Here is a 17,301-nt window from a genome sequence, read left to right as displayed (position 1 = left end):
TTTCTCCTGCCCTACATAGAGGGATAACTGTCGGGTTGTTATTGTGCGGTATTCAACGTCATCGCCATCTCGAACTGGCGTAACGCGTCTTGTCGCCAGCCGAGCCGGTCAAAGAAGGGCGCTGCTACCTCGGGAACGTAAACGTTGGCCGCCAGCGGCAGCGGCGAAAAGTGTGCCTGCAACGCAGCCAGCAGCGCCCGGGCATGCCCTTTGCCGCGGTGCTGCGGCGGCACGTAGATCATGCGCAGGAAACACTTCTCGGCCCCGGCCTGCACCACCGCATAGGCCTCGCGGTCAAGGGTGAAGGCGTGCGGTTTGCCGGGCAGTTTGTAGAGCGATTCCGGTGCGATCAGCCAGGGTTGGTCGGTGGCGCCTTCGGCCGTCAGGCGGTGCGAGACGGTCAATGGATCAATCTCTTGCAGCATCGCTACGTCGGCGGTTGTCGGCTCATCGGCCTGGTGGCCAGTCAGGGTGCGGACGATACGCAGGCCAGCCTGGTGGTAGAGCGCCAGTGCGGCGTCATTGCCTTCGATCACCTCCAGCGACAGCCGACGATCGCCACGCTTATGCGCGTCGGCGACGATACGCCGCATCAGCGCTTTCCCCAGCCCTTTGCCGCGCATTTCCGGGCGGATGGACAGCGCCGCTACCCGGCTGTGCAGGCCACGGCGGCTTATCAGCGCCAGCGCCACCGGCTGTTGTTGGTGGGTGACGATAAGGCTGTCGTTCAGGCTGAGGTCTTCGGCGCCAAAGCGGCTGGCGAAGGTGGCGCCATCAATGACAAAACGCACAATGTAGTTTTCAAAACAGTGGCAGAGGATCTGCGCCAATTGGTCGCTGCTGTAGCGCAAGGCACTTTGATACTCGAACCGTCCATCGTTGTGCATGGCTTATTCCTGTGGGAAAGAGAGGCGATACCCGTCATCTTTCAGGCTGCAACCTTGTGGTCTGCAACGTGAAAGTCGTAGGGTATTACATCTAGACCCGATTGTTTTACAAGGCAAGTTTATGCGTGCGGTTACGGGATGCAGAGCGGGAATCGGGCAGGGGCCTGGGGGCAGAAAGCGCAAATGAAAAAAACCGGGCGCAGCCGCCCGGCGAAATAAATCTTTTCAAGTAGCCGAAGCTAAAGATTGCAGTGGTGGTTATTCGTCACATCAGAACTGGTAAGTCAGGGCGACGGCGACAACGTCGTCGGTTTTCAGGCCCAGCTTATTGTTGTCGTCGAGTTGGTTGATTTTATAATCGATATAGGTCGACATGTTCTTGTTGAAATAGTAGTAAGCGCCAACGTCAAAATATTTCACCAGGTCGGCATCGCCGACGCCTTCGATATTTTTCCCTTTAGACTGAACATAACCCAGCGATGGGCGCAGGCCGAAGTCGAACAGATATTGCGCAACCAATTCCACGCCTTCCGCCTTGTTGGCGAAGCCGCTAACGGAGGTGGAGTTGTTATTGATGGTTGCGGTGCCGGAAATAGGCACGATGTTATGGCTCTGCGAATAGGTCGCGGCCAGGTAAACACTGTTGTTGTCGTATTTCAGACCGCCGGCCCAGATATCGGCTTTATCGCCTTTACCGAAGGTGCCTGCTTTTTGGTCTGCAGTACGGTTGGAAGAGGCATAGGCACCGCCCAAGCTCAGACCGTCGATGATTTCGTAGCTGGAAGACAGGCCCCAACCGTCGCCGTTCGCCTTGCTGCCGGCGCGGCCATCGTTTTCGTTTTTGCCCTGGTACTGTACCGCGAATTTCAGGCCGTCGACCAGACCGAAGAAATCGTTGTTACGGTAGGTTGCCACGCCGTTGGCGCGGCCGTTCATGAAGTTGTCGGTTTTGACGTAAGCGTCATCGCCGAACTCAGGCAGCATATCGGTCCAGGCGCCCACGTCATAAATAACGCCGTAGTTGCGGCCGTAGTCGAATGAGCCGAGATCTTTGTATTTCAGACCGGCGAAGCCCAGACGGGTCTTGGTGTCTTTCGCACTGTCGGATTCGGCATGGTTAGCCGAAATCTGATATTCCCACTGGCCGTAGCCGGTCAGCATATCGTTAATTTGAGTCGCGCCTTTAAAACCGATACGCACGTAGGTTTTATCGCCATCATTGCCGGTATCGTCAGAGAAATAGTGCAGTGCTTTTACGCGGCCGTAAAAATCGAGCTTGTTGCCGTCTTTATTGTAGATTTCTGCTGCCTGTGCTGTCTGCGCAATTAAAAGTGCCGGAATAATAACGGCCAGAAGATTACGTTTCATGATTTACCCTGCTTTATTCGATTGAAAGACGCTTATCATCAGTTGTACTGCTGTTTCACTGTGCCGCCTCTTTGTTTGCGGCGAGGATTTTTTACCTCAGTTATGTGATCTATTTATGACAAAATATTCATTTCCATATCGAACGATTGAAAAAGTTGCATAAAGAGTGAATTTCTTCAACGGACAGGTGTCTGCGGCCAATTTACCGCTAACAATCTCTCTCCAGGTTTCCGGAAGAATCATGCGCGAGATTTATGCACCGCGCAGTTCCGAGCGCCGTTCCATGATCTAACTGTTCTGATTTTGTGGATTAAGACTGTCAAAAATCCCGATTTTCACCTGCCATGACGGCGAGTAGCTTAAGGCTATCCGTTAAACAGCAGGAGAAAATGATGCAACCTTCCCAACAGGCCGGCCAACAGGCGTTCGGCGATATAGCCCCCAAGCTGGCGCAGCTCAGCGACAGCGTATTATTCGACGACGTGTGGCAGCGGCCGGAGCTTGGCCCGCGTGAACGCAGCCTGATTACCGTCGCCGCGTTGGTGGCGCTGAACCGCGTAGAGCAACTGCCGTTTCACTTGCAACTGGCGCAACGCAACGGCGTGAGCCGCGAGCAACTTGCCGAATTGATCACCCATCTGGCGTTCTATGCCGGCTGGCCGGCGGCGGCTAGCGCCGTGGCGCGCCTGCGTGAATTGGAACAGGAGTAACGTTATGCCTTTCAGCCGTATTGCCTTGCATCAGGGAAAATCAGCGGAATATCTGCAAACCCTGTCCGACAGCCTGCATCAGGCGCTGGTCGACACCTTCAACGTGCCGCCGGCCGACAAATTTCAGGCCATCGATCAATACCGCCCCGGCGAGTTGATATACGACCGCGATTACCTTGGCGGGCCGCGTTCGGCGGATTATGTGCTGTTTTACATCACCATCGGCCGCCCGCGCGATACCGCCACCAAACAGCGTTTTTATCAACGGCTGGCGGCGCTGCTGGAGGAGAACCTGCAACTGCGTCCGGAAGATGTGATGATCGTCATCACCACGACTCAACTGGATGAGTGGTCGTTCAGTGCGGGCCGTGCCTCAATGATTGAAACCCAGCCATAACTCGGGCTGACTCGGCCGGCGGTCTGTGGGACAATAGCGCCATCATTTCGTTTAGATATAGAGTTGAATGGCGCTCTCCCCCGCAGTAAAAGATCAGATTGGCCAGTGGTACAAAGCCCTGCAGCAACAAATACCGGATTTTATTTCCCGTGCGCCGCAACGGCAGATGATCGCCGAAGTCGCCAAGACGCTGGCCGGCGATTACCCGCGCCACCTGGCGATTGAGGCGCCGACCGGCGTCGGTAAAACGCTGTCGTATTTGATCCCGGGGATCGCCGTCGGCCGTGCGGAGAGTAAACCGCTGGTGGTCAGCACCGCCAACGTGGCGTTGCAGGATCAGATCTACAGCAAAGACTTGCCGCTGCTGAAAAAGATCATCCCCGATCTGAAATTCACCGGTGCCTTTGGCCGTGGGCGCTACGTGTGCCCGCGCAATCTGGCGGCGCTGAGCACCGACGTCAGCGAGCAGGGTGACCTTACGCTGTTTCTCGATGACGAACTGGCGCCGTCCAGCGGCGAAGAGCAGGCGCTGTGCCAAAAGTTGACCAAGGCGCTCAACCGCCATGAGTGGGATGGGCTGCGCGACCATTATCAGCTGTCGATCGACGATCCGCTGTGGGGCAAACTGAGCACCGACAAAGCCAACTGCCTGGGGCGCAACTGCCATTACATCCGCGAATGCCCGTTTTATATCGCCCGCAAAGAGATTGAAACCGCCGACGTGGTGGTGGCCAACCATGCGTTGGTGATGGCGGCACTGGAAACCGAATCGGTGCTGCCGAACCCGAAAGAGCTGTTGCTGGTGCTGGACGAAGGCCATCATTTACCGGAGGTGGCGCGCGACGCGCTGGAGATTGACGGCGAAATCACCGCGCTGTCGACCAACCTGCAATTGGATATGATCGTGCGCCACGTCGAACAGTGCATGACGCAATACCGGCCGAAAAACCCGCCGGGGCTGGCAAATGACGAGCGGCTGAAAAATCACTGCGAAGAGTTGCGTGAGCTGATCCAGATCTTCGAACATCAGGTCAGCGCCTATCTGCCTACCGACAGCGTCATCGCCGAACACCGGTTTGAAATGGGCGAGCTGCCGGCGGAGATGGTGGAGACCAGTGCAGGGTTGTTTAAGCTGACCGACGCCTTGCGCGGGGTGGCGGAGTTCATCTTGAACGATCTCACCGAACAGACCGGCAAGCACGATATCGTGCGCCTGCACCGTTCGATCATTCAGATGAGCCGCACGCTCGGCTATCTGGAGGCGATGAGCAAACTGTGGCGGCTGGCGGCGCTGGACAAATCCTCCAACGCGCCGATCTCCAAATGGGTCACGCGCGACCTGCGCGATAACGTGACGCACCTGTATCTGCACTGCGTCGGCATTCGCGTCAGCGATCAGCTGGAAAAGTTGCTGTGGCGCAAAGTGCCGCACGTGGTGATCACCTCGGCGACGCTGCGTTCGCTAAACAGCTTTGCGCGCCTGCAGGAAATGAGCGGGCTGAGCGAAAAGGCCGGTGACCGCTTCGAAACCCTGTCCTCGCCGTTCAATCACGTTGAACAGGGCAAAATTGTCATTCCGAACATGCGCTTTGAACCGGCGATGGCCAACGAAGCGGAGCACCTGGAAGAAATGGCGCGTTTCTTCCGTGCCGAGCAGGCCAGCGGTAAACACAAGGGCATGCTGATCCTGTTCAGCAGCCACCGGGCTATGCAAACCTTCCTCAGCTACGTTACCGATCTGCGCCTGATGCTGCTGGTGCAGGGGGATCAGCCGCGCTACCGGCTGGTTGAAGAACACCGCAAACGAGTTGAAAAGGGCACGGCCAGCGTGTTGATTGGCCTGCAGTCGTTTGCCGAAGGGCTGGATCTGAAAGGTGAAATGCTGACCCAGGTGCATATTCACAAAATCGCGTTCCCGCCGATCGACAGCCCGGTGATCCTCACCGAGGGCGAGTGGCTAAAATCGCTCAAACGTTATCCGTTTGAAGTGCAGAGCCTGCCCAGCGCGTCGTTCAACCTGATCCAACAGGTTGGCCGGTTGATTCGCAGCAATGAGTGCCACGGCGAGATCGTGATTTACGATCGCCGTCTGCTGACCAAAAGCTACGGGTCGCGGCTGCTGGCGGCGTTGCCGGTGTTTCCGATTGAGCAGCGCGAGGTGCCGGAAGCGGACAAGGCCCACAAGGCTGCGCTCAAGTCTGCCGCTGAAGCGGAGAAAAAAGACAAAAAGCGCAAGAACCCCTTTACCCGCCGACGCACGCGTTAGTCACAACAGCGGCGGCAAGCGGCGTTTCACCGGTGTGGTTTTGACGATCGAGGTGTTGCTTTGCGCCCGCTCGGCCAGCCGGTCGAGGATCTGGTCGAGCTGCTCCATCGAATGCGCCACCAGGCGCACGATAAAACAGTCCTCGCCGGTCACCTTGTCGCACTCGATCACTTCGGGGATATCCTGAATCATCTGCTCGACCTTCTTCAGCATGCCCGGCAGCGGCTTGATGCGCACCAGCGACTGAAAAGCGTAACCCAACGCCTGTAGATTGACGTTCAGGGTGTAGCCCTGGATCACTCCGCTTTCCTCCAGCCGCCGCAGCCGCTCTGAGGTGCTGGGCGACGACAGCCCAGCCCTGGCGCTCAGGGTTTTCAGCGACGCTCGCGCGTCCTCCGCCAGAATGGTCAGGATCTGGCGATCGATATCATCCATAAGCTCTCCATTAGGTATTTTGTTTATTATGCCTGCGATAAAAAGGCAGTTAAGCATATTGGCCTTTTTTATGCGATGGAAACCTGTGTGGAAAAACCTCAAGCTAAGGGCATAGGCTTAACCTTGAGGAAATAACCATGAATGCAGAGATAAAGCGCGGTTCGCTGGAGATGATCGCCGCAATGCTGATTTCCGGCACCATTGGCTGGTTCGTACTGATGTCCGGCCAGCCGGTGATCAATGTGGTGTTCTGGCGCTGTGCGGTGGGTGCGCTGGTGTTGCTGGCTATTTGCGGAGTGCTGGGCCAATTGCGGCGCGATTGCCTCACGCGCGTGACTTTGTTGTTGGCGGTAGCCGGCGGCGTGGCGCTGGTGATCAACTGGTTGCTGCTGTTTGCCGCCTACTCTTATGCGTCTATTTCCATTGCCACCGCGGTGTACAACACCCAGCCGTTTATGTTGGTCGCGTTGGGAGCGCTGTTTCTCGGCGAGAAACTCACCGCCCGCAAGCTGCTGTGGCTGGTCTTGGCGTTTGTCGGCATGATGCTGGTGGTGCTGGCTCAGCCCAAACAGGCCGGTGAGCAGAGCAACTACCTGATGGGTATTTTTTTGTCGCTCGGAGCGGCATTTTTCTATGCGCTGATGGCGTTAGCGGCCAAACGGCTGAAAGGCACGCCGCCGCATCTGATTGCACTGATTCAGGTGACGGTCGGCGTGGTGATGCTGTTGCCGCTGGTGGATTTCCACGCGCCGGCGACGGCCGGGCAATGGGGCATGCTGGCTACGCTTGGCGTGCTGCATACCGGGTTGATGTATGTGCTGCTGTACGGCGCGATCCAAAAACTGCCGACCAACCTGATCGGATCGCTGTCGTTTATTTATCCGATCGCCGCCATGCTGGTGGACCGGCTGGCGTTCGGTCATCGGCTGGTCGCGCTGCAGTTTGCCGGTGCCGCCATTATCCTGTTGGCGGCTGCGGGCATGAACCTGCTGGGAGAACGCAAGGTGAAATTAACGGCTACGCCAGGCGGCAAGCAGGCATCCGAACAGTGACAACGTCAGTAGTAACAGCATTACCGCCCGGTAGCCGTAGGCCGGGTAAATCAACGCAGCCAGTGCCAGACCTACCGCGCCGCCCAGGTTGTGCAGCGTCCAGGTGATGCCCAGCGCGCCGCCGCTTTGCGCTTCGTTGACGCTGCCGAGCGTCGCCATCACCAGCGGGCCGAGAATGCAACCCCAACCCAGTCCCATCAGAGCGAAGGCGCTGAGGAGCAGCGGCAACGGGCTGGCGGCGGTAAACAGACTTTGCAGCGCGGCGGAGGCGGCCAGCGCCGTAAAGCCGAGGATCAACGCCGGTCGTGGGCCGGATTTATCCACCCATCGACCTACCCAGGGCGAGATGAACGCCATCACGGCCGTGGTGGGCAACAGCAATAAACCCAGCATTACGCCCCCGTAGTGGCGGGTGCTTTCCAGATAGATCGGCATCAGGAAAAAAGCGGCGCAGTAGAAGAAGGCCAGCAGCGCGCTCAGCAGGCAGACGCGCAGTAAGGCTGGGCTTCGCAGCAATTCCAGCGGCACCAACGGTGAATGCGCCCGGCGCTCGACCGGCAACAACAGGCCCAGCGCGGCCATCGCCAACGCGGTTGTCAGCAGGGTCTTGGCATTCAGCCAACCCCACTGGCCGCCCTGGCTGATGGCCAGCAACAACCCGGCGACGCCGACGATCAACAGCAACAGACCGGGAATATCCAGCCGTGCGCCTTGCTGTGCACGTGACTCCCGCACCGTTCCCAGACAGAACGCGAAACTCAGCGCGATCAACGGCACGTTCAACAGAAACACCCAGCGCCAGCCCAGCGAGCCGACCAACAGGCCACCGGCAACCGGGCCGATCGCCAGGCCCAGTCCGTTCACCGCCAGTAAAATACCGATGGCACGACCGCGCTGCTGCGGCGGCCAGGCATCGGCGACGATCGAGGTGGTAGCGGTGTACAACACGGCGCAGGCCGCACCCTGCACGAAGCGCCAGACATTGAGCAGCTCAATGCTGCCCGCCAGCCCGGCGCCCAGCGATGCGCCGGCGAACACCAACATCCCGCTGTACAGCACCCGACGGCGCCCGTACAAATCTGCCAGCCGCCCTGCGCTGACCATAAAGGCGCACAGCGCCATCACGAACAGCGCCATTACCCACTGCACGCGGCTCAGGCTGGCCGCCAGCTCGCGCTGAATGGCCGGGATTGTGGTATTGACGATAGTGAAATCGATACAGCCCAAAAAGCTGGCGATGCTGATGCCGATCAGCAATCGCCACAGACGGGGTGTGCCGGCTTCGGTCAGGACTTCGCTGCGTTCGCTCATGGGTTTTCCTCGGCTGAAAATAATGTGTTCAGTTTACTCAGCGCAGAGAGTAGCCAGTGGCGGCGTTTCATCGTTTAATAAGCGAATTAATATCGCCAATAGGGCAGCGCTCATGATCTCCAGCGAACGATTACATGCGATCCGCGCTTTTGTGCAGGCGGTGCAGGCCGGCGGTTTTAGCCGCGCGGCGGAACAGCTCGGGCTTTCCCGTTCAACCGTGGGTAAAGCGGTGGCGCGGTTGGAGCAGCGGTTGCAGGTGCGATTGTTTCAACGCACCACGCGCAGTTTGTCGCTGACTGACGAAGGGCAGCTGTTTTATGACGATTGCCTTAAAGCGCTGGCGGCGCTGGAAGCGGCGGAAAGCCAACTGGCAGCCCGAGCCCGCACGCCGGAAGGACGGTTGCGGGTATCGCTGCCGGTGCTGTTTGGCCAAAAATGGGTGTTGCCGCCGCTGTTGGCGCTGACGGACCGCTACCCGCAGTTGCATCTCGAAGCATTGTTTTCCAATCGGGCGTCAGATCTGGCGGAAGAGGGCATCGATCTGGCCGTGCGCATCGGTTCGCCCGGCGATGCGGCGGCCATCACTGCGCGCCAGTTGGGGGAGCAGAAGCAGATACTTTGCGCCGCACCGGCCTATCTGGCGCGGCAGGAGGAGCCTGGCGCGGTGGCTGAGCTGTTGCAGCATCAGGCGATCGGCATGCTGCGTGACGGACGTAGCCAGCCCTGGCAATTGCTGGACCCGCAGGGGAAAACACAGCGGCTGCAACCGCCGGCCCGCCTGCGATTGGGGAATATGGAGGCGGTGCTGAGTGCCGCCTGCGCCGGGCACGGCATTGCCATGTTGCCGCGCTGGCTGGCGCACGACGCGCTGACGGCGGGAACGCTGCGGGAAATCCTGCCAGGCAGCTGTGGGCCGGGGCTGGCGATTAACGTCGTCTGGCTGAAGGGGACCGCGATGCCGCTACGGGTGAGGGTGGCGATCGACGCTCTGTTGGCGGCCTTCCTGCCCAAGGCTCCGTGGCAGTGATTTGGCGCTGGTAAAAGCCGATGGCGTAGCTATGATAAAGCTTCGCTCCCGTCACGTTCCCGCTCAGGTGATTTATGGTTGATGCTTCCACGCTTTTATTGTTTTCCGGCGCCTGTCTGGCGTTAACGCTAACTCCAGGCCCGGATATGCTGCTAATCGCTTCGCGCAGCGTCAGCCAGGGGCGCCGCGCCGGTTTCGCGTCACTGGCGGGGATCCAGCTCGGCACATACTGCCACGCGTTGGCGGCGGCGTTGGGCCTGTCGCAGCTGTTTGTCGCGGTGCCGCTGGCCTATGATGCGGTGAGAATATTGGGTGCGGCTTATTTGCTGTATCTGGCGTGGAAAACGCTGCGATCGGGCAGCAGTTTACAGGCATCTGCCGGATTGGCGGCTGTGCCGACAGCGCGAATTTTCCGCCAGGGGCTGTTCACCAACCTGCTCAATCCGAAAATGGCGCTGTTCGTTCTGGCGCTGTTCCCGCAGTTTCTCGATCCGCATGCCGGTTCAGTGGTGGTGCAGATGCTGCTGTTGGCGACGGTACTGAATCTGGTGGGCCTGCTGATAAACGGCGGAGTGATCCTGGTGGTCAGCAGTATGAAAAGCCGTTTTGTCGGCCGCCGCTTCAGCGCGCGTTGGCCGAACTATCTGCTCAGCGGCGTGTTCGCCGGGTTGGCTTGCAAGCTGATTTTTGACAGCCGCAAATAGCTTCACGCCTGCAACAACGCCTCAAACGCCGCGCTGGCCGGGCATTGCGCCAGCGCGCTGTACATCACCAGCCGCAAATGATTTTCCTCATCGACGATAAACGACGCGTGTTCAAAGGTCACCTGACCGGCCCCCGGCACGTTAAAGGTGCGTTGCCCCTGGCAACGGCCGTGAATGTCATGCTGCTGCCACAGCTGGCGGAACTGCGGCGATACCTGCTCCAGCGCCTGTATCCGTTGCTGCATGGTGGCGTCATCGGGCGCGCGGGCATAGTCGCGGCGAAAGCTGGCGAGGATTTGCGGCGCCTGCGCCTGCCACTCCACCAGCCGTTGGTTGAGCTGCGGATCGGCGAACAGCATCCACAGCATGTTGCGCTGCTCCGCCGGACGCTCGCCGATGGCGAACAGCCTTTCCGCCGCCGGATTCCAGGCGATGATGTCCCAACTCAGGTTCATCACGTAAGCCGGGCGCAACTGCAGGTCGTCCAGTAGGCGGCGCACCAGCGGTGAAACCTGGCACCACTGATGGCCGACCGGTACCGGCGGGCGCTGATGCGCCAGCAAAAACAGATGGTATCGCGCGGTCGCATCCAGCTTTAGCACCCGCGCCAGATTTTCCAGAAAATCCACCGAAGCGTTGATTTCCCGCCCTTGTTCCAGCCAGGTGTACCAGGTGAGGCCCACGCCCGCTAACGCCGCAACCTCTTCGCGCCGCAGCCCCGGCGTACGGCGTCGGTTACCGCTCGGCAAGCCGACAGCCTGCGGCGACAGTTTCTCGCGCTTCTGACGCAGAAAGTCCGCCAGATCCTGACGGGTTCGATTGAGGGTACGTGGCGGCATACGGCTGTCCTGTTGTTTTCAGTAATAGTATAAATGGCTATATAGTAACAGTTTAAGACATGTTCCATACTGCCGCCATCCTAATCTCGGAGGTGTTATGGAACAGTCATTATCTTGCGGCGATCGGGGCTTGCCTGGGTTGCCGGTGTTGTTGTTGGGCGGATTCGTGACGGTGTTTGACCTGTTTGTCGTGAACGTGGCGGCGCCGGTTGTCCAGCAGCAGTTCGCCGCCGATTTTGCCGGCGTGGGGCTGATTATCGCCGGCTATGAGCTGGCTTTCGGCGTGTTGTTGATAGCCGGCGGGCGTTTGGGCGATCGTTTTGGCCGTCGCCGGATGTTCAGCCTGGGCATGCTGGGCTTTACCCTGACTTCGGCGCTGTGCGGCATGGCTACGTCGCTCGGCATGCTGATCGCGGCGCGTTTTCTGCAAGGGGCGGCGGCGGCGCTGCTGTTCCCGCAGATTTATGCGCTGCTGCGCGTGTTGTATGGCCCGCAACAGCGGCGGCGCGCCTTTGCCTGGCTGGGCATGACGCTGGGGCTGGCGGCGATTTTCGGTCAGATCCTCGGTGGGTTCATTATTGAGGCTGATATTTTCGGCAGTGGCTGGCGCATGATTTTCCTGATCAACCTGCCGATTGGCGCGCTGGCTTTGCTGGCGGCGCGGCGCATTCCCGAATCGCGCCTCGAGCAGGCGCAGCGGCTGGATGGCGTCGGCCTGCTGCTGGCCGCAGCGGGCTTGTTGTTGCTGTTAGTGCCCTTGCTGGAAGGGCCGTCGCGCGGCTGGCCCTGGTGGGTGTGGCCCGCGCTGGCAATGGCGGTGCTGGTACTCTGGGTTTTTGTGCGCTGGGAGCGCCGATTGGCGCTGCATACCGGAGATGCGGTACTCGATCCTGCACTGTTCCGGCAGGGAAGCTTTGGCCTTGGGGTCGCGGTGGTATTGGCCATTTACTCTACCGCTTCCTCGTTCTTCCTGTGTTTTGCGCTGTTGCTGCAGGCGGGGATTGGCCTGACGCCGTTTCAGGCGGGCAGCCTGTTCGCGCCCGCCAGCGTGGCCTTTATGCTGGCCTCGTTTCTGGCGCCAACGCTGGTGCAGCGCTGGGGCAACGGCGTTTTGGCCGGTGGTGTGGCAGTCTACGCCGCCGGGATGGCGTGGCTGATGGCACAGGTGCTGTGGGGAACGGCGTTGGCGGCGCCACTCTGGCTGCTGCCGGGGTTGGTGATCCTGGGGTTTGGACAGGCATTGAGCATGACGCCGCTGCTTAATCTGGTGCTTGGGCTGGTAAAGGAACAGCAGGCGGGCATGGCCGCCGGGGTGATTTCCACCGTGCAGCAGGTAGGCGGCGCACTGGGCATCGCCGCCAGCGGCGCGTTTTTTGTCCCGCTGTTGGCTGCGGGCGGCGGAGCGGATCGCTATGGGCAGGCATTTGCCGGCGCCATGATCTACAACCTGTCGGCGATGGGGGTGGCCTTTGTGTTGCTGAGGTGGATCATCCAACAACAGCCTAAACTGGCTCTTTAGCAAACCGCCGGCGGGTGTTATTGCTGGTGGCTTCTACTTGATGTCAAAGGAGCCAAACGCATGTATCAACCTGCCTCATTCCGTGAAGATGACCTGGAAGCCCAAATTGCGCTGGTGCGCGCCAACCCGCTGGGCATGTTGATCAGCCAGGGTGAGCAAGGGCTGGTGGCGGATCCGTTGCCGTTTTTGATTGATGCCGACGAGCAGGGAAACATCTGCTTGCGGGCGCACCTGTCACGCGCCAATCACCACTGGCAAGGGTTACTGGCGGTGCAGGAATGTCTGGTGGTGTTTCAGGGCGTTGATGGCTATATCTCGCCGGGCTGGTACGAAATCAAACGCCAGACCGGCAAGGCGGTACCGACCTGGAATTACAGTCTGGTGCAGCTATACGGCGTACCGACGGTAACCGAAGATGCGGGCTGGTTGCGCCGGCAACTGGCAGGGTTAACGGCGTTGCAGGAAGGGCGGCAGCCTGAACCCTGGGGGATTGACGATGCCCCGGCGAATTATATCGCCGCGCAGATCAAGGGCATTGTCGGTATCGAAATCGCCGTGACCCGGCGCGAGGGCAAATGGAAGATGAGCCAGAACCGTAGCCCTGATGACGTCGACGGCGTGATCGCCGGACTGCGCGCGGGTAATGCCGACCAGCAGCGGTTGGCGGATGAGGTTGAGCGGCGGCGTGGATAGGGTATGCTAATCCCAGACTGAATCAGGGGACGTACAGGCGATGGATTACACCAAAATTATCAAAGAAATAGGCCGTGGGAAGAACCACGCACGCGATCTGGACCGGGAAACCGCCTTCCAGCTTTATCAGAAGATGCTGGCCGACGAGGTGGGTGAACTGGAGTTGGGCGGCATTCTGATCGCCATGCGCATTAAAGGGGAAGCCGAAGAGGAAATGCTGGGCTTTTACCAGGCGATGCAACAGCAGGTGATGCGCCTGCAGGCGCCGCAGGGGCGACCGATGCCGGTGGTGTTGCCCAGTTACAACGGCGCGCGCAAACAGGCTAATCTGACGCCGCTGCTGGCGTTGTTGCTGGCGCGCGTCGGCCTGCCGGTGGTGGTACACGGCGTGCTGGATGACAGCACCCGCGTCACCAGCGCGGAAACCTTCCGTGCGCTGGGCCTGCCCTGGTCGCAAGATGCCGCCCATGCCCAGCAACGTCTGGACAACGGCGAAACGGTATTTATCCCGGTCAATGCTTTATCCGCCCCGCTGGACAGGCAGCTTGGCCTGCGCTGGCGCATGGGGGTGCGTAACAGCGCCCATACGCTGGCCAAACTGGCGACGCCCTTCGCCGAGCAGGATGTGCTGCGCATCGCCAGCGTGTCGCACCCGGAATATGTCGGCCGCGTGGCATCCTTCTTTCGCCAGATTGGCGCCCGCGGGCTGCTGATGCACGGTACCGAAGGGGAAGCCTACGCCAACCCGCAGCGCTGCCCGCAGATCCATTACATCGTCGACGGTGAGCAGCAGGTGCTGTTGGAGCGGCCGGCACAGGACGAGACGCCAGAGCTGCCGGCGGCGAAGGATGCCGAAACCACCGCGCGCTGGACCGAACGTTGCCTGGCGGGGGAGGTGGCTATTCCGCTGGCGATCCAGCGCCAGATTGCCTGCTGTCTGCTGGCTGCCGGTGAAGTTGACAGCCTGGAGCAAGGGTTGGCGCGTTTACGCAGCGCGTAAATCCCTTGGCTATACTGGAACATCACGCATATTGGCCGAAAGGATGGTTATGCAACAGGCTCTCGATTACTTCAATCAATTGAATCAGGACTACCTCGACGTTCACCGCGCCAAAGAAGATCTGTTCTGGCAGAACTATATGGGCACGGGCGGTGATGAGGTTTCGGCGCGCTTCTCGGCGGCGGAAAGCGCCTACAAGCGTTTTATCGGTGAACCGCGTCGGCTGGCTGAAATTCGCCGGCTGCTGGCCGGGCTGGAGATCCTGCCGCAGGATGCGCAGCGTGATGCGCTGCAACACGGGCTGAACGGTTGGCTGCGTTTCTTTGACTGCAACGCGATTGAAGATGCGCAGGCGCAAACGTTGCTGGATCAGATCATCAGCGCCGAAGCGGACCTTTATACCCGGCGCAAGGCCAACCCGGTCAGCCACCTGAATGCCGCAGGGCAACGGGTCAATGCTTCGCTCGGCGAGTTGTTGACCAATCAGGCCACCAATGAAAACGAAGACTGCCGCCGCAGCTCGCAAGACGCGCTGCGCGAGCTGGAACAGTGGCTGTTGCACAACGGCCTGCCGGAGCTGATTAGCCTGCGCAACCGCTTTGCGCGCCAGATGGGGTTTCGCAACTATTTCGACTATAAGGTGAACAAAACCGAGCGCATGACGCCGGAACAGCTGTTCGCCATCCTCGATCGTTTCGAGCAGCAGACCCGGGAGGCCAATGCACGCAGCTTGCAACAACTGGCGGCGGAGAAGGGCGCGCAGGCGCTGGAACCCTGGAACCTGCGTTTTGCCAGCGCCGGTGACGTGACCCGCCAACTGGATCCCTATTTCCCGTTTGCTCAGTCGCTGGAACGTTGGATCAACAGTTTCAAACGGCTGCACATCGGTTTTCGCGGCGCGCAGATGGATCTCGATCTGCTGGTGCGCCCAGGCAAGTATGAAAACGGTTTTATGCACGGGCCGGTGCCGCCGTTTATCCAGCAGGGCAAATGGCTGCCGGCGCGGATTAACTTTACCAGCCTGGCGCAGCCGGATCAGGTAGGCAGCGGCGCTCATGGCCTGAACACCCTGTTCCACGAGGGCGGCCACGCCGCGCACTTCGCCAATATTTGTCAGAATGCACCCTGTTTCTCGCAGGAGTTTCCGCCGACGTCAATGGCCTATGCCGAAACCCAGTCGATGTTTTGCGACAGCCTGCTGGACGATGCCGATTGGCTGAAACGTTATGCGAAGAACGCCGCCGGCGAACCGGTGCCGGATGCGCTGATTGAGGCCAGTATCGCTGCGCGCCAACCGATGCGGGCCTTCAACGAGCGTCATATCTTGCTGGTGCCTTACTTTGAATGGGCGCTGTACCAGTGGGAGGATGAACAACGCACGCCTGAGGCGATTACCGCGTTGGCGCGCGAGGTAGAAAGCAAAATATTGGGTATCAGCGGCAGCCCGCGCCCGACGCTGGCGATCCCGCATCTGTTGTCATTGGAGTCGGCTTGTTCCTATCAGGGCTATCTGCTGGCGTTGATGGCGGTCGAGCAGACGCGACAATTTTTCCTGCAACGCGACGGTTATCTGACAGACAACCCGGCGATTGGCCCGGATCTGGCTCGCCACTACTGGTTACCGGGCAACGGCGTCAGCCACGACGATACGCTGCGCAGCCTGACCGGCGAAGGTTTTAACCCGGATTACCTGGCGCAGGCCTGTAACCAGACGGTAGTGCAGGCATGGCAGGAGGCGCGGCAGACCATTGCCGATGCTGCCGCCCGGCCGCAGCCGGCGGCGGATTTCGACCTGGCGGCGCATATCCGGGTGGTGGATGGCGATAAGGTGCTGGCGGATAACGCCGGGGGCGACGAGCAGATGTGCCGTGATTTCGCTGCGGCGATTAACGCTCGCCTGGGCTGACAACCCATTGAAAAAAGCCCGCCGATAGCGCGTATCGGCGGGCTTTTTTTATCTGAAACAAATGATTAGTTGTAGATGACCGCAGTGGCATGCATCAGGTTATTACCGCTGGTAGAAGTAATGGTAAAGGCTTTGGCGCCGGCCGCATCGGCTTTGGCCGCCAACTGAGCTTTCAGGCTGCTCAGGTCGGTAGCGCCGCTGGCGGTGATCACACCGGCTTTTTCGAACTGGGCGGCGTCTTGTGCGCTGACGTGTTCAGCGGCAAAAGAAGTGAAAGATACGGTAGCCAGAGCGATAGCAGCAGCAAAAGTTTTGATGTTTTTCATGAGAGTCATTCCTGTCAATTTTGTAAGGGAGAAAGGGAGTTGCCTTTCGATGGAGTGATTATTACGCAGTGACAGGCAGGATGAAATCGGAGAGTATTGATAATCTTTTTCAGATTTTTTGATCATTAATTTCCCCCTCGTTCTCCCGAGGGAGAACGAGGGGGCTTGTTCAGCGCTTCAGGGCATCCGGGCGCAGCAGATCGAAACGGTGTTGTTCCGAAATGCCATAGTAGGCGCTCGGCCCGCCGGCGCGCAGGATAGGTTCGGCTGCGGCGGTTTGATAAACGCCATGCTCGTCCAGCAACGCGGGGTCGATATGCACCGCGACCACTTCACCCAGCACCAGCCAGGTTTCCACCTTCTCGCCGGCGGCGCTTTGCAACTGAATGCACTGCGTCAGGCGGCATTCAAAGTTGACCGGGCTTTCCGCTACGCGCTCGGCCTTCACGCGCCGACCAGGCAGCGGCGTTACGCCGGCAAAGGCAAATTCATCTTCGCCACGCGCCAGGCTGGCGGAACTGTTGTTCATGGCCTCGGCGAGCGGGCGTGTCGCCAGGTTCCAGACAAACTCTCCGGTTTCCACGATGTTCGCCACGCTGTCTTTCCAGCCGGTGCTGGCAAAGCCGATGATGGGCGGGCGGTAATTGAAACAGTTAAAGAAACTGTAAGGCGCCAAATTGCGTTGGCCGTTGGCGCCGACCGAGGAGATCCAACCGATGGGGCGTGGACCGACGATGGCGTTCAGCGGATCGTGCGGCAGACCGTGGCCTGCGGCGGGCTCATAGTAATAACGGGACTCACTGCTCATAAACGACCTGGTGTGGATAAACCGAGCTTTTATTTTGACGGGTTTCTCGTCGG

General features: G+C 59.6%; 17 protein-coding genes. 10 read left to right on the top strand and 7 right to left on the bottom strand.

The window, feature by feature from the left end; all coding sequences use genetic code 11:
- Positions 1-38 precede the first annotated feature (38 nt).
- Both ACUTSW_RS08545 and ompC read right to left on the bottom strand, forming a co-directional pair.
- Complete coding sequence (locus ACUTSW_RS08545) at positions 39-887, bottom strand: GNAT family N-acetyltransferase (RefSeq protein ID WP_445584157.1); 849 nt, start codon at positions 885-887, stop codon at positions 39-41.
- 270 nt (positions 888-1,157) lie between these two features.
- Positions 1,158-2,255, bottom strand: coding sequence for a porin OmpC (gene ompC, locus ACUTSW_RS08540; protein WP_063201525.1), 1,098 nt, complete (start codon positions 2,253-2,255; stop codon positions 1,158-1,160).
- 392 nt (positions 2,256-2,647) lie between these two features.
- Between ompC and ACUTSW_RS08535 the strand changes: the two genes are divergently transcribed.
- The 3 genes from ACUTSW_RS08535 (at position 2,648) to dinG (ending at position 5,628) form a co-directional block, all read left to right on the top strand.
- On the top strand, positions 2,648-2,965 hold the full coding sequence (locus ACUTSW_RS08535; RefSeq protein ID WP_004942194.1) for a carboxymuconolactone decarboxylase family protein: 318 nt from the start codon (positions 2,648-2,650) through the stop codon (positions 2,963-2,965).
- 4 nt (positions 2,966-2,969) lie between these two features.
- Complete coding sequence (locus tag ACUTSW_RS08530) at positions 2,970-3,362, top strand: tautomerase family protein (protein ID WP_004942196.1); 393 nt, start codon at positions 2,970-2,972, stop codon at positions 3,360-3,362.
- Between the two features lie 67 nt (positions 3,363-3,429).
- Entirely contained in the window at positions 3,430-5,628 is a 2,199-nt protein-coding gene (gene dinG, locus ACUTSW_RS08525; protein WP_445584156.1) for an ATP-dependent DNA helicase DinG, read from the top strand.
- On the opposite strand, the gene ACUTSW_RS08520 is transcribed toward dinG, so the two are convergent.
- Complete coding sequence (locus tag ACUTSW_RS08520) at positions 5,629-6,063, bottom strand: Lrp/AsnC family transcriptional regulator (protein WP_445584155.1); 435 nt, start codon at positions 6,061-6,063, stop codon at positions 5,629-5,631.
- Positions 6,064-6,200: 137 nt separating this feature from the next.
- On the opposite strand from ACUTSW_RS08520, the gene ACUTSW_RS08515 reads away from it, so the two are divergent.
- Positions 6,201-7,115 carry a DMT family transporter gene (locus tag ACUTSW_RS08515; protein ID WP_445584154.1) on the top strand — a complete coding sequence of 305 codons (915 nt, stop codon included), beginning with the start codon at positions 6,201-6,203 and terminating at the stop codon, positions 7,113-7,115.
- Here the strand turns inward: ACUTSW_RS08515 and ACUTSW_RS08510 are convergent.
- Positions 7,074-8,426 (bottom strand): DHA2 family efflux MFS transporter permease subunit, encoded by a 1,353-nt coding sequence (locus ACUTSW_RS08510; RefSeq protein WP_445584153.1) that lies wholly within the window; start codon positions 8,424-8,426, stop codon positions 7,074-7,076. The genes ACUTSW_RS08515 and ACUTSW_RS08510 overlap by 42 nt on opposite strands.
- A gap of 112 nt (positions 8,427-8,538) precedes the next feature.
- On the opposite strand from ACUTSW_RS08510, the gene ACUTSW_RS08505 reads away from it, so the two are divergent.
- Complete coding sequence (locus ACUTSW_RS08505; RefSeq protein WP_445584152.1) at positions 8,539-9,453, top strand: LysR family transcriptional regulator; 915 nt, start codon at positions 8,539-8,541, stop codon at positions 9,451-9,453.
- Between the two features lie 74 nt (positions 9,454-9,527).
- On the top strand, positions 9,528-10,157 hold the full coding sequence (locus tag ACUTSW_RS08500) for a LysE family translocator (RefSeq protein ID WP_445584151.1): 630 nt from the start codon (positions 9,528-9,530) through the stop codon (positions 10,155-10,157).
- Positions 10,158-10,159: 2 nt separating this feature from the next.
- On the opposite strand, the gene ACUTSW_RS08495 is transcribed toward ACUTSW_RS08500, so the two are convergent.
- Positions 10,160-10,996, bottom strand: a complete 837-nt coding sequence (locus ACUTSW_RS08495; protein ID WP_063201512.1) for a helix-turn-helix transcriptional regulator — start codon at positions 10,994-10,996, stop codon at positions 10,160-10,162.
- Between the two features lie 97 nt (positions 10,997-11,093).
- Here ACUTSW_RS08495 and ACUTSW_RS08490 point away from each other — a divergent pair, with 97 nt between their 5' ends.
- From ACUTSW_RS08490 to ACUTSW_RS08475, 4 genes are read left to right on the top strand one after another with little or no spacing between them, the layout of a single operon-like run.
- A complete protein-coding gene (locus ACUTSW_RS08490; RefSeq protein WP_445584150.1) occupies positions 11,094-12,515 on the top strand; it encodes an MFS transporter in 1,422 nt (473 codons plus the stop codon).
- Positions 12,516-12,575: 60 nt separating this feature from the next.
- On the top strand, positions 12,576-13,208 hold the full coding sequence (locus ACUTSW_RS08485) for an FMN-binding negative transcriptional regulator (protein WP_445584149.1): 633 nt from the start codon (positions 12,576-12,578) through the stop codon (positions 13,206-13,208).
- A 40-nt stretch (positions 13,209-13,248) separates the two neighbouring features.
- Entirely contained in the window at positions 13,249-14,208 is a 960-nt protein-coding gene (ybiB, locus tag ACUTSW_RS08480; protein ID WP_445584148.1) for a DNA-binding protein YbiB, read from the top strand.
- 49 nt (positions 14,209-14,257) lie between these two features.
- Positions 14,258-16,114, top strand: coding sequence for a M3 family metallopeptidase (locus tag ACUTSW_RS08475; RefSeq protein WP_445584147.1), 1,857 nt, complete (start codon positions 14,258-14,260; stop codon positions 16,112-16,114).
- 65 nt (positions 16,115-16,179) lie between these two features.
- On the opposite strand, the gene bhsA is transcribed toward ACUTSW_RS08475, so the two are convergent.
- Together bhsA and ACUTSW_RS08465 are read right to left on the bottom strand one after the other, a co-directional pair.
- Positions 16,180-16,440, bottom strand: a complete 261-nt coding sequence (gene bhsA, locus ACUTSW_RS08470) for a multiple stress resistance protein BhsA (RefSeq protein WP_004942221.1) — start codon at positions 16,438-16,440, stop codon at positions 16,180-16,182.
- Between the two features lie 169 nt (positions 16,441-16,609).
- Complete coding sequence (locus ACUTSW_RS08465) at positions 16,610-17,248, bottom strand: flavin reductase family protein (protein ID WP_004942223.1); 639 nt, start codon at positions 17,246-17,248, stop codon at positions 16,610-16,612.
- Positions 17,249-17,301 lie beyond the last annotated feature (53 nt).

The organism is Serratia sp. TSA_198.1 (assembly GCF_052686505.1).
Note: the sequence above shows the minus strand (reverse complement) of the source record. Positions and strands in the feature narration are given on the sequence as shown.

What these genes read in the sequence shown, in the direction of transcription:
- ACUTSW_RS08490 (WP_445584150.1), top strand. Translation starts at nt 11,094, where the DNA reads ATGGAACAGTCATTATCTTGCGGCGATCGGGGCTTGCCTGGGTTGCCG.
- ACUTSW_RS08545 (WP_445584157.1), bottom strand. Translation starts at nt 887, where the DNA reads ATGCACAACGATGGACGGTTCGAGTATCAAAGTGCCTTGCGCTACAGC.
- ACUTSW_RS08515 (WP_445584154.1), top strand. Translation starts at nt 6,201, where the DNA reads ATGAATGCAGAGATAAAGCGCGGTTCGCTGGAGATGATCGCCGCAATG.
- ACUTSW_RS08495 (WP_063201512.1), bottom strand. Translation starts at nt 10,996, where the DNA reads ATGCCGCCACGTACCCTCAATCGAACCCGTCAGGATCTGGCGGACTTT.
- ompC (WP_063201525.1), bottom strand. Translation starts at nt 2,255, where the DNA reads ATGAAACGTAATCTTCTGGCCGTTATTATTCCGGCACTTTTAATTGCG.
- bhsA (WP_004942221.1), bottom strand. Translation starts at nt 16,440, where the DNA reads ATGAAAAACATCAAAACTTTTGCTGCTGCTATCGCTCTGGCTACCGTA.
- ACUTSW_RS08510 (WP_445584153.1), bottom strand. Translation starts at nt 8,426, where the DNA reads ATGAGCGAACGCAGCGAAGTCCTGACCGAAGCCGGCACACCCCGTCTG.
- dinG (WP_445584156.1), top strand. Translation starts at nt 3,430, where the DNA reads ATGGCGCTCTCCCCCGCAGTAAAAGATCAGATTGGCCAGTGGTACAAA.
- ACUTSW_RS08475 (WP_445584147.1), top strand. Translation starts at nt 14,258, where the DNA reads ATGCAACAGGCTCTCGATTACTTCAATCAATTGAATCAGGACTACCTC.
- ACUTSW_RS08465 (WP_004942223.1), bottom strand. Translation starts at nt 17,248, where the DNA reads ATGAGCAGTGAGTCCCGTTATTACTATGAGCCCGCCGCAGGCCACGGT.
- ACUTSW_RS08500 (WP_445584151.1), top strand. Translation starts at nt 9,528, where the DNA reads ATGGTTGATGCTTCCACGCTTTTATTGTTTTCCGGCGCCTGTCTGGCG.
- ybiB (WP_445584148.1), top strand. Translation starts at nt 13,249, where the DNA reads ATGGATTACACCAAAATTATCAAAGAAATAGGCCGTGGGAAGAACCAC.
- ACUTSW_RS08485 (WP_445584149.1), top strand. Translation starts at nt 12,576, where the DNA reads ATGTATCAACCTGCCTCATTCCGTGAAGATGACCTGGAAGCCCAAATT.
- ACUTSW_RS08530 (WP_004942196.1), top strand. Translation starts at nt 2,970, where the DNA reads ATGCCTTTCAGCCGTATTGCCTTGCATCAGGGAAAATCAGCGGAATAT.
- ACUTSW_RS08505 (WP_445584152.1), top strand. Translation starts at nt 8,539, where the DNA reads ATGATCTCCAGCGAACGATTACATGCGATCCGCGCTTTTGTGCAGGCG.
- ACUTSW_RS08535 (WP_004942194.1), top strand. Translation starts at nt 2,648, where the DNA reads ATGCAACCTTCCCAACAGGCCGGCCAACAGGCGTTCGGCGATATAGCC.
- ACUTSW_RS08520 (WP_445584155.1), bottom strand. Translation starts at nt 6,063, where the DNA reads ATGGATGATATCGATCGCCAGATCCTGACCATTCTGGCGGAGGACGCG.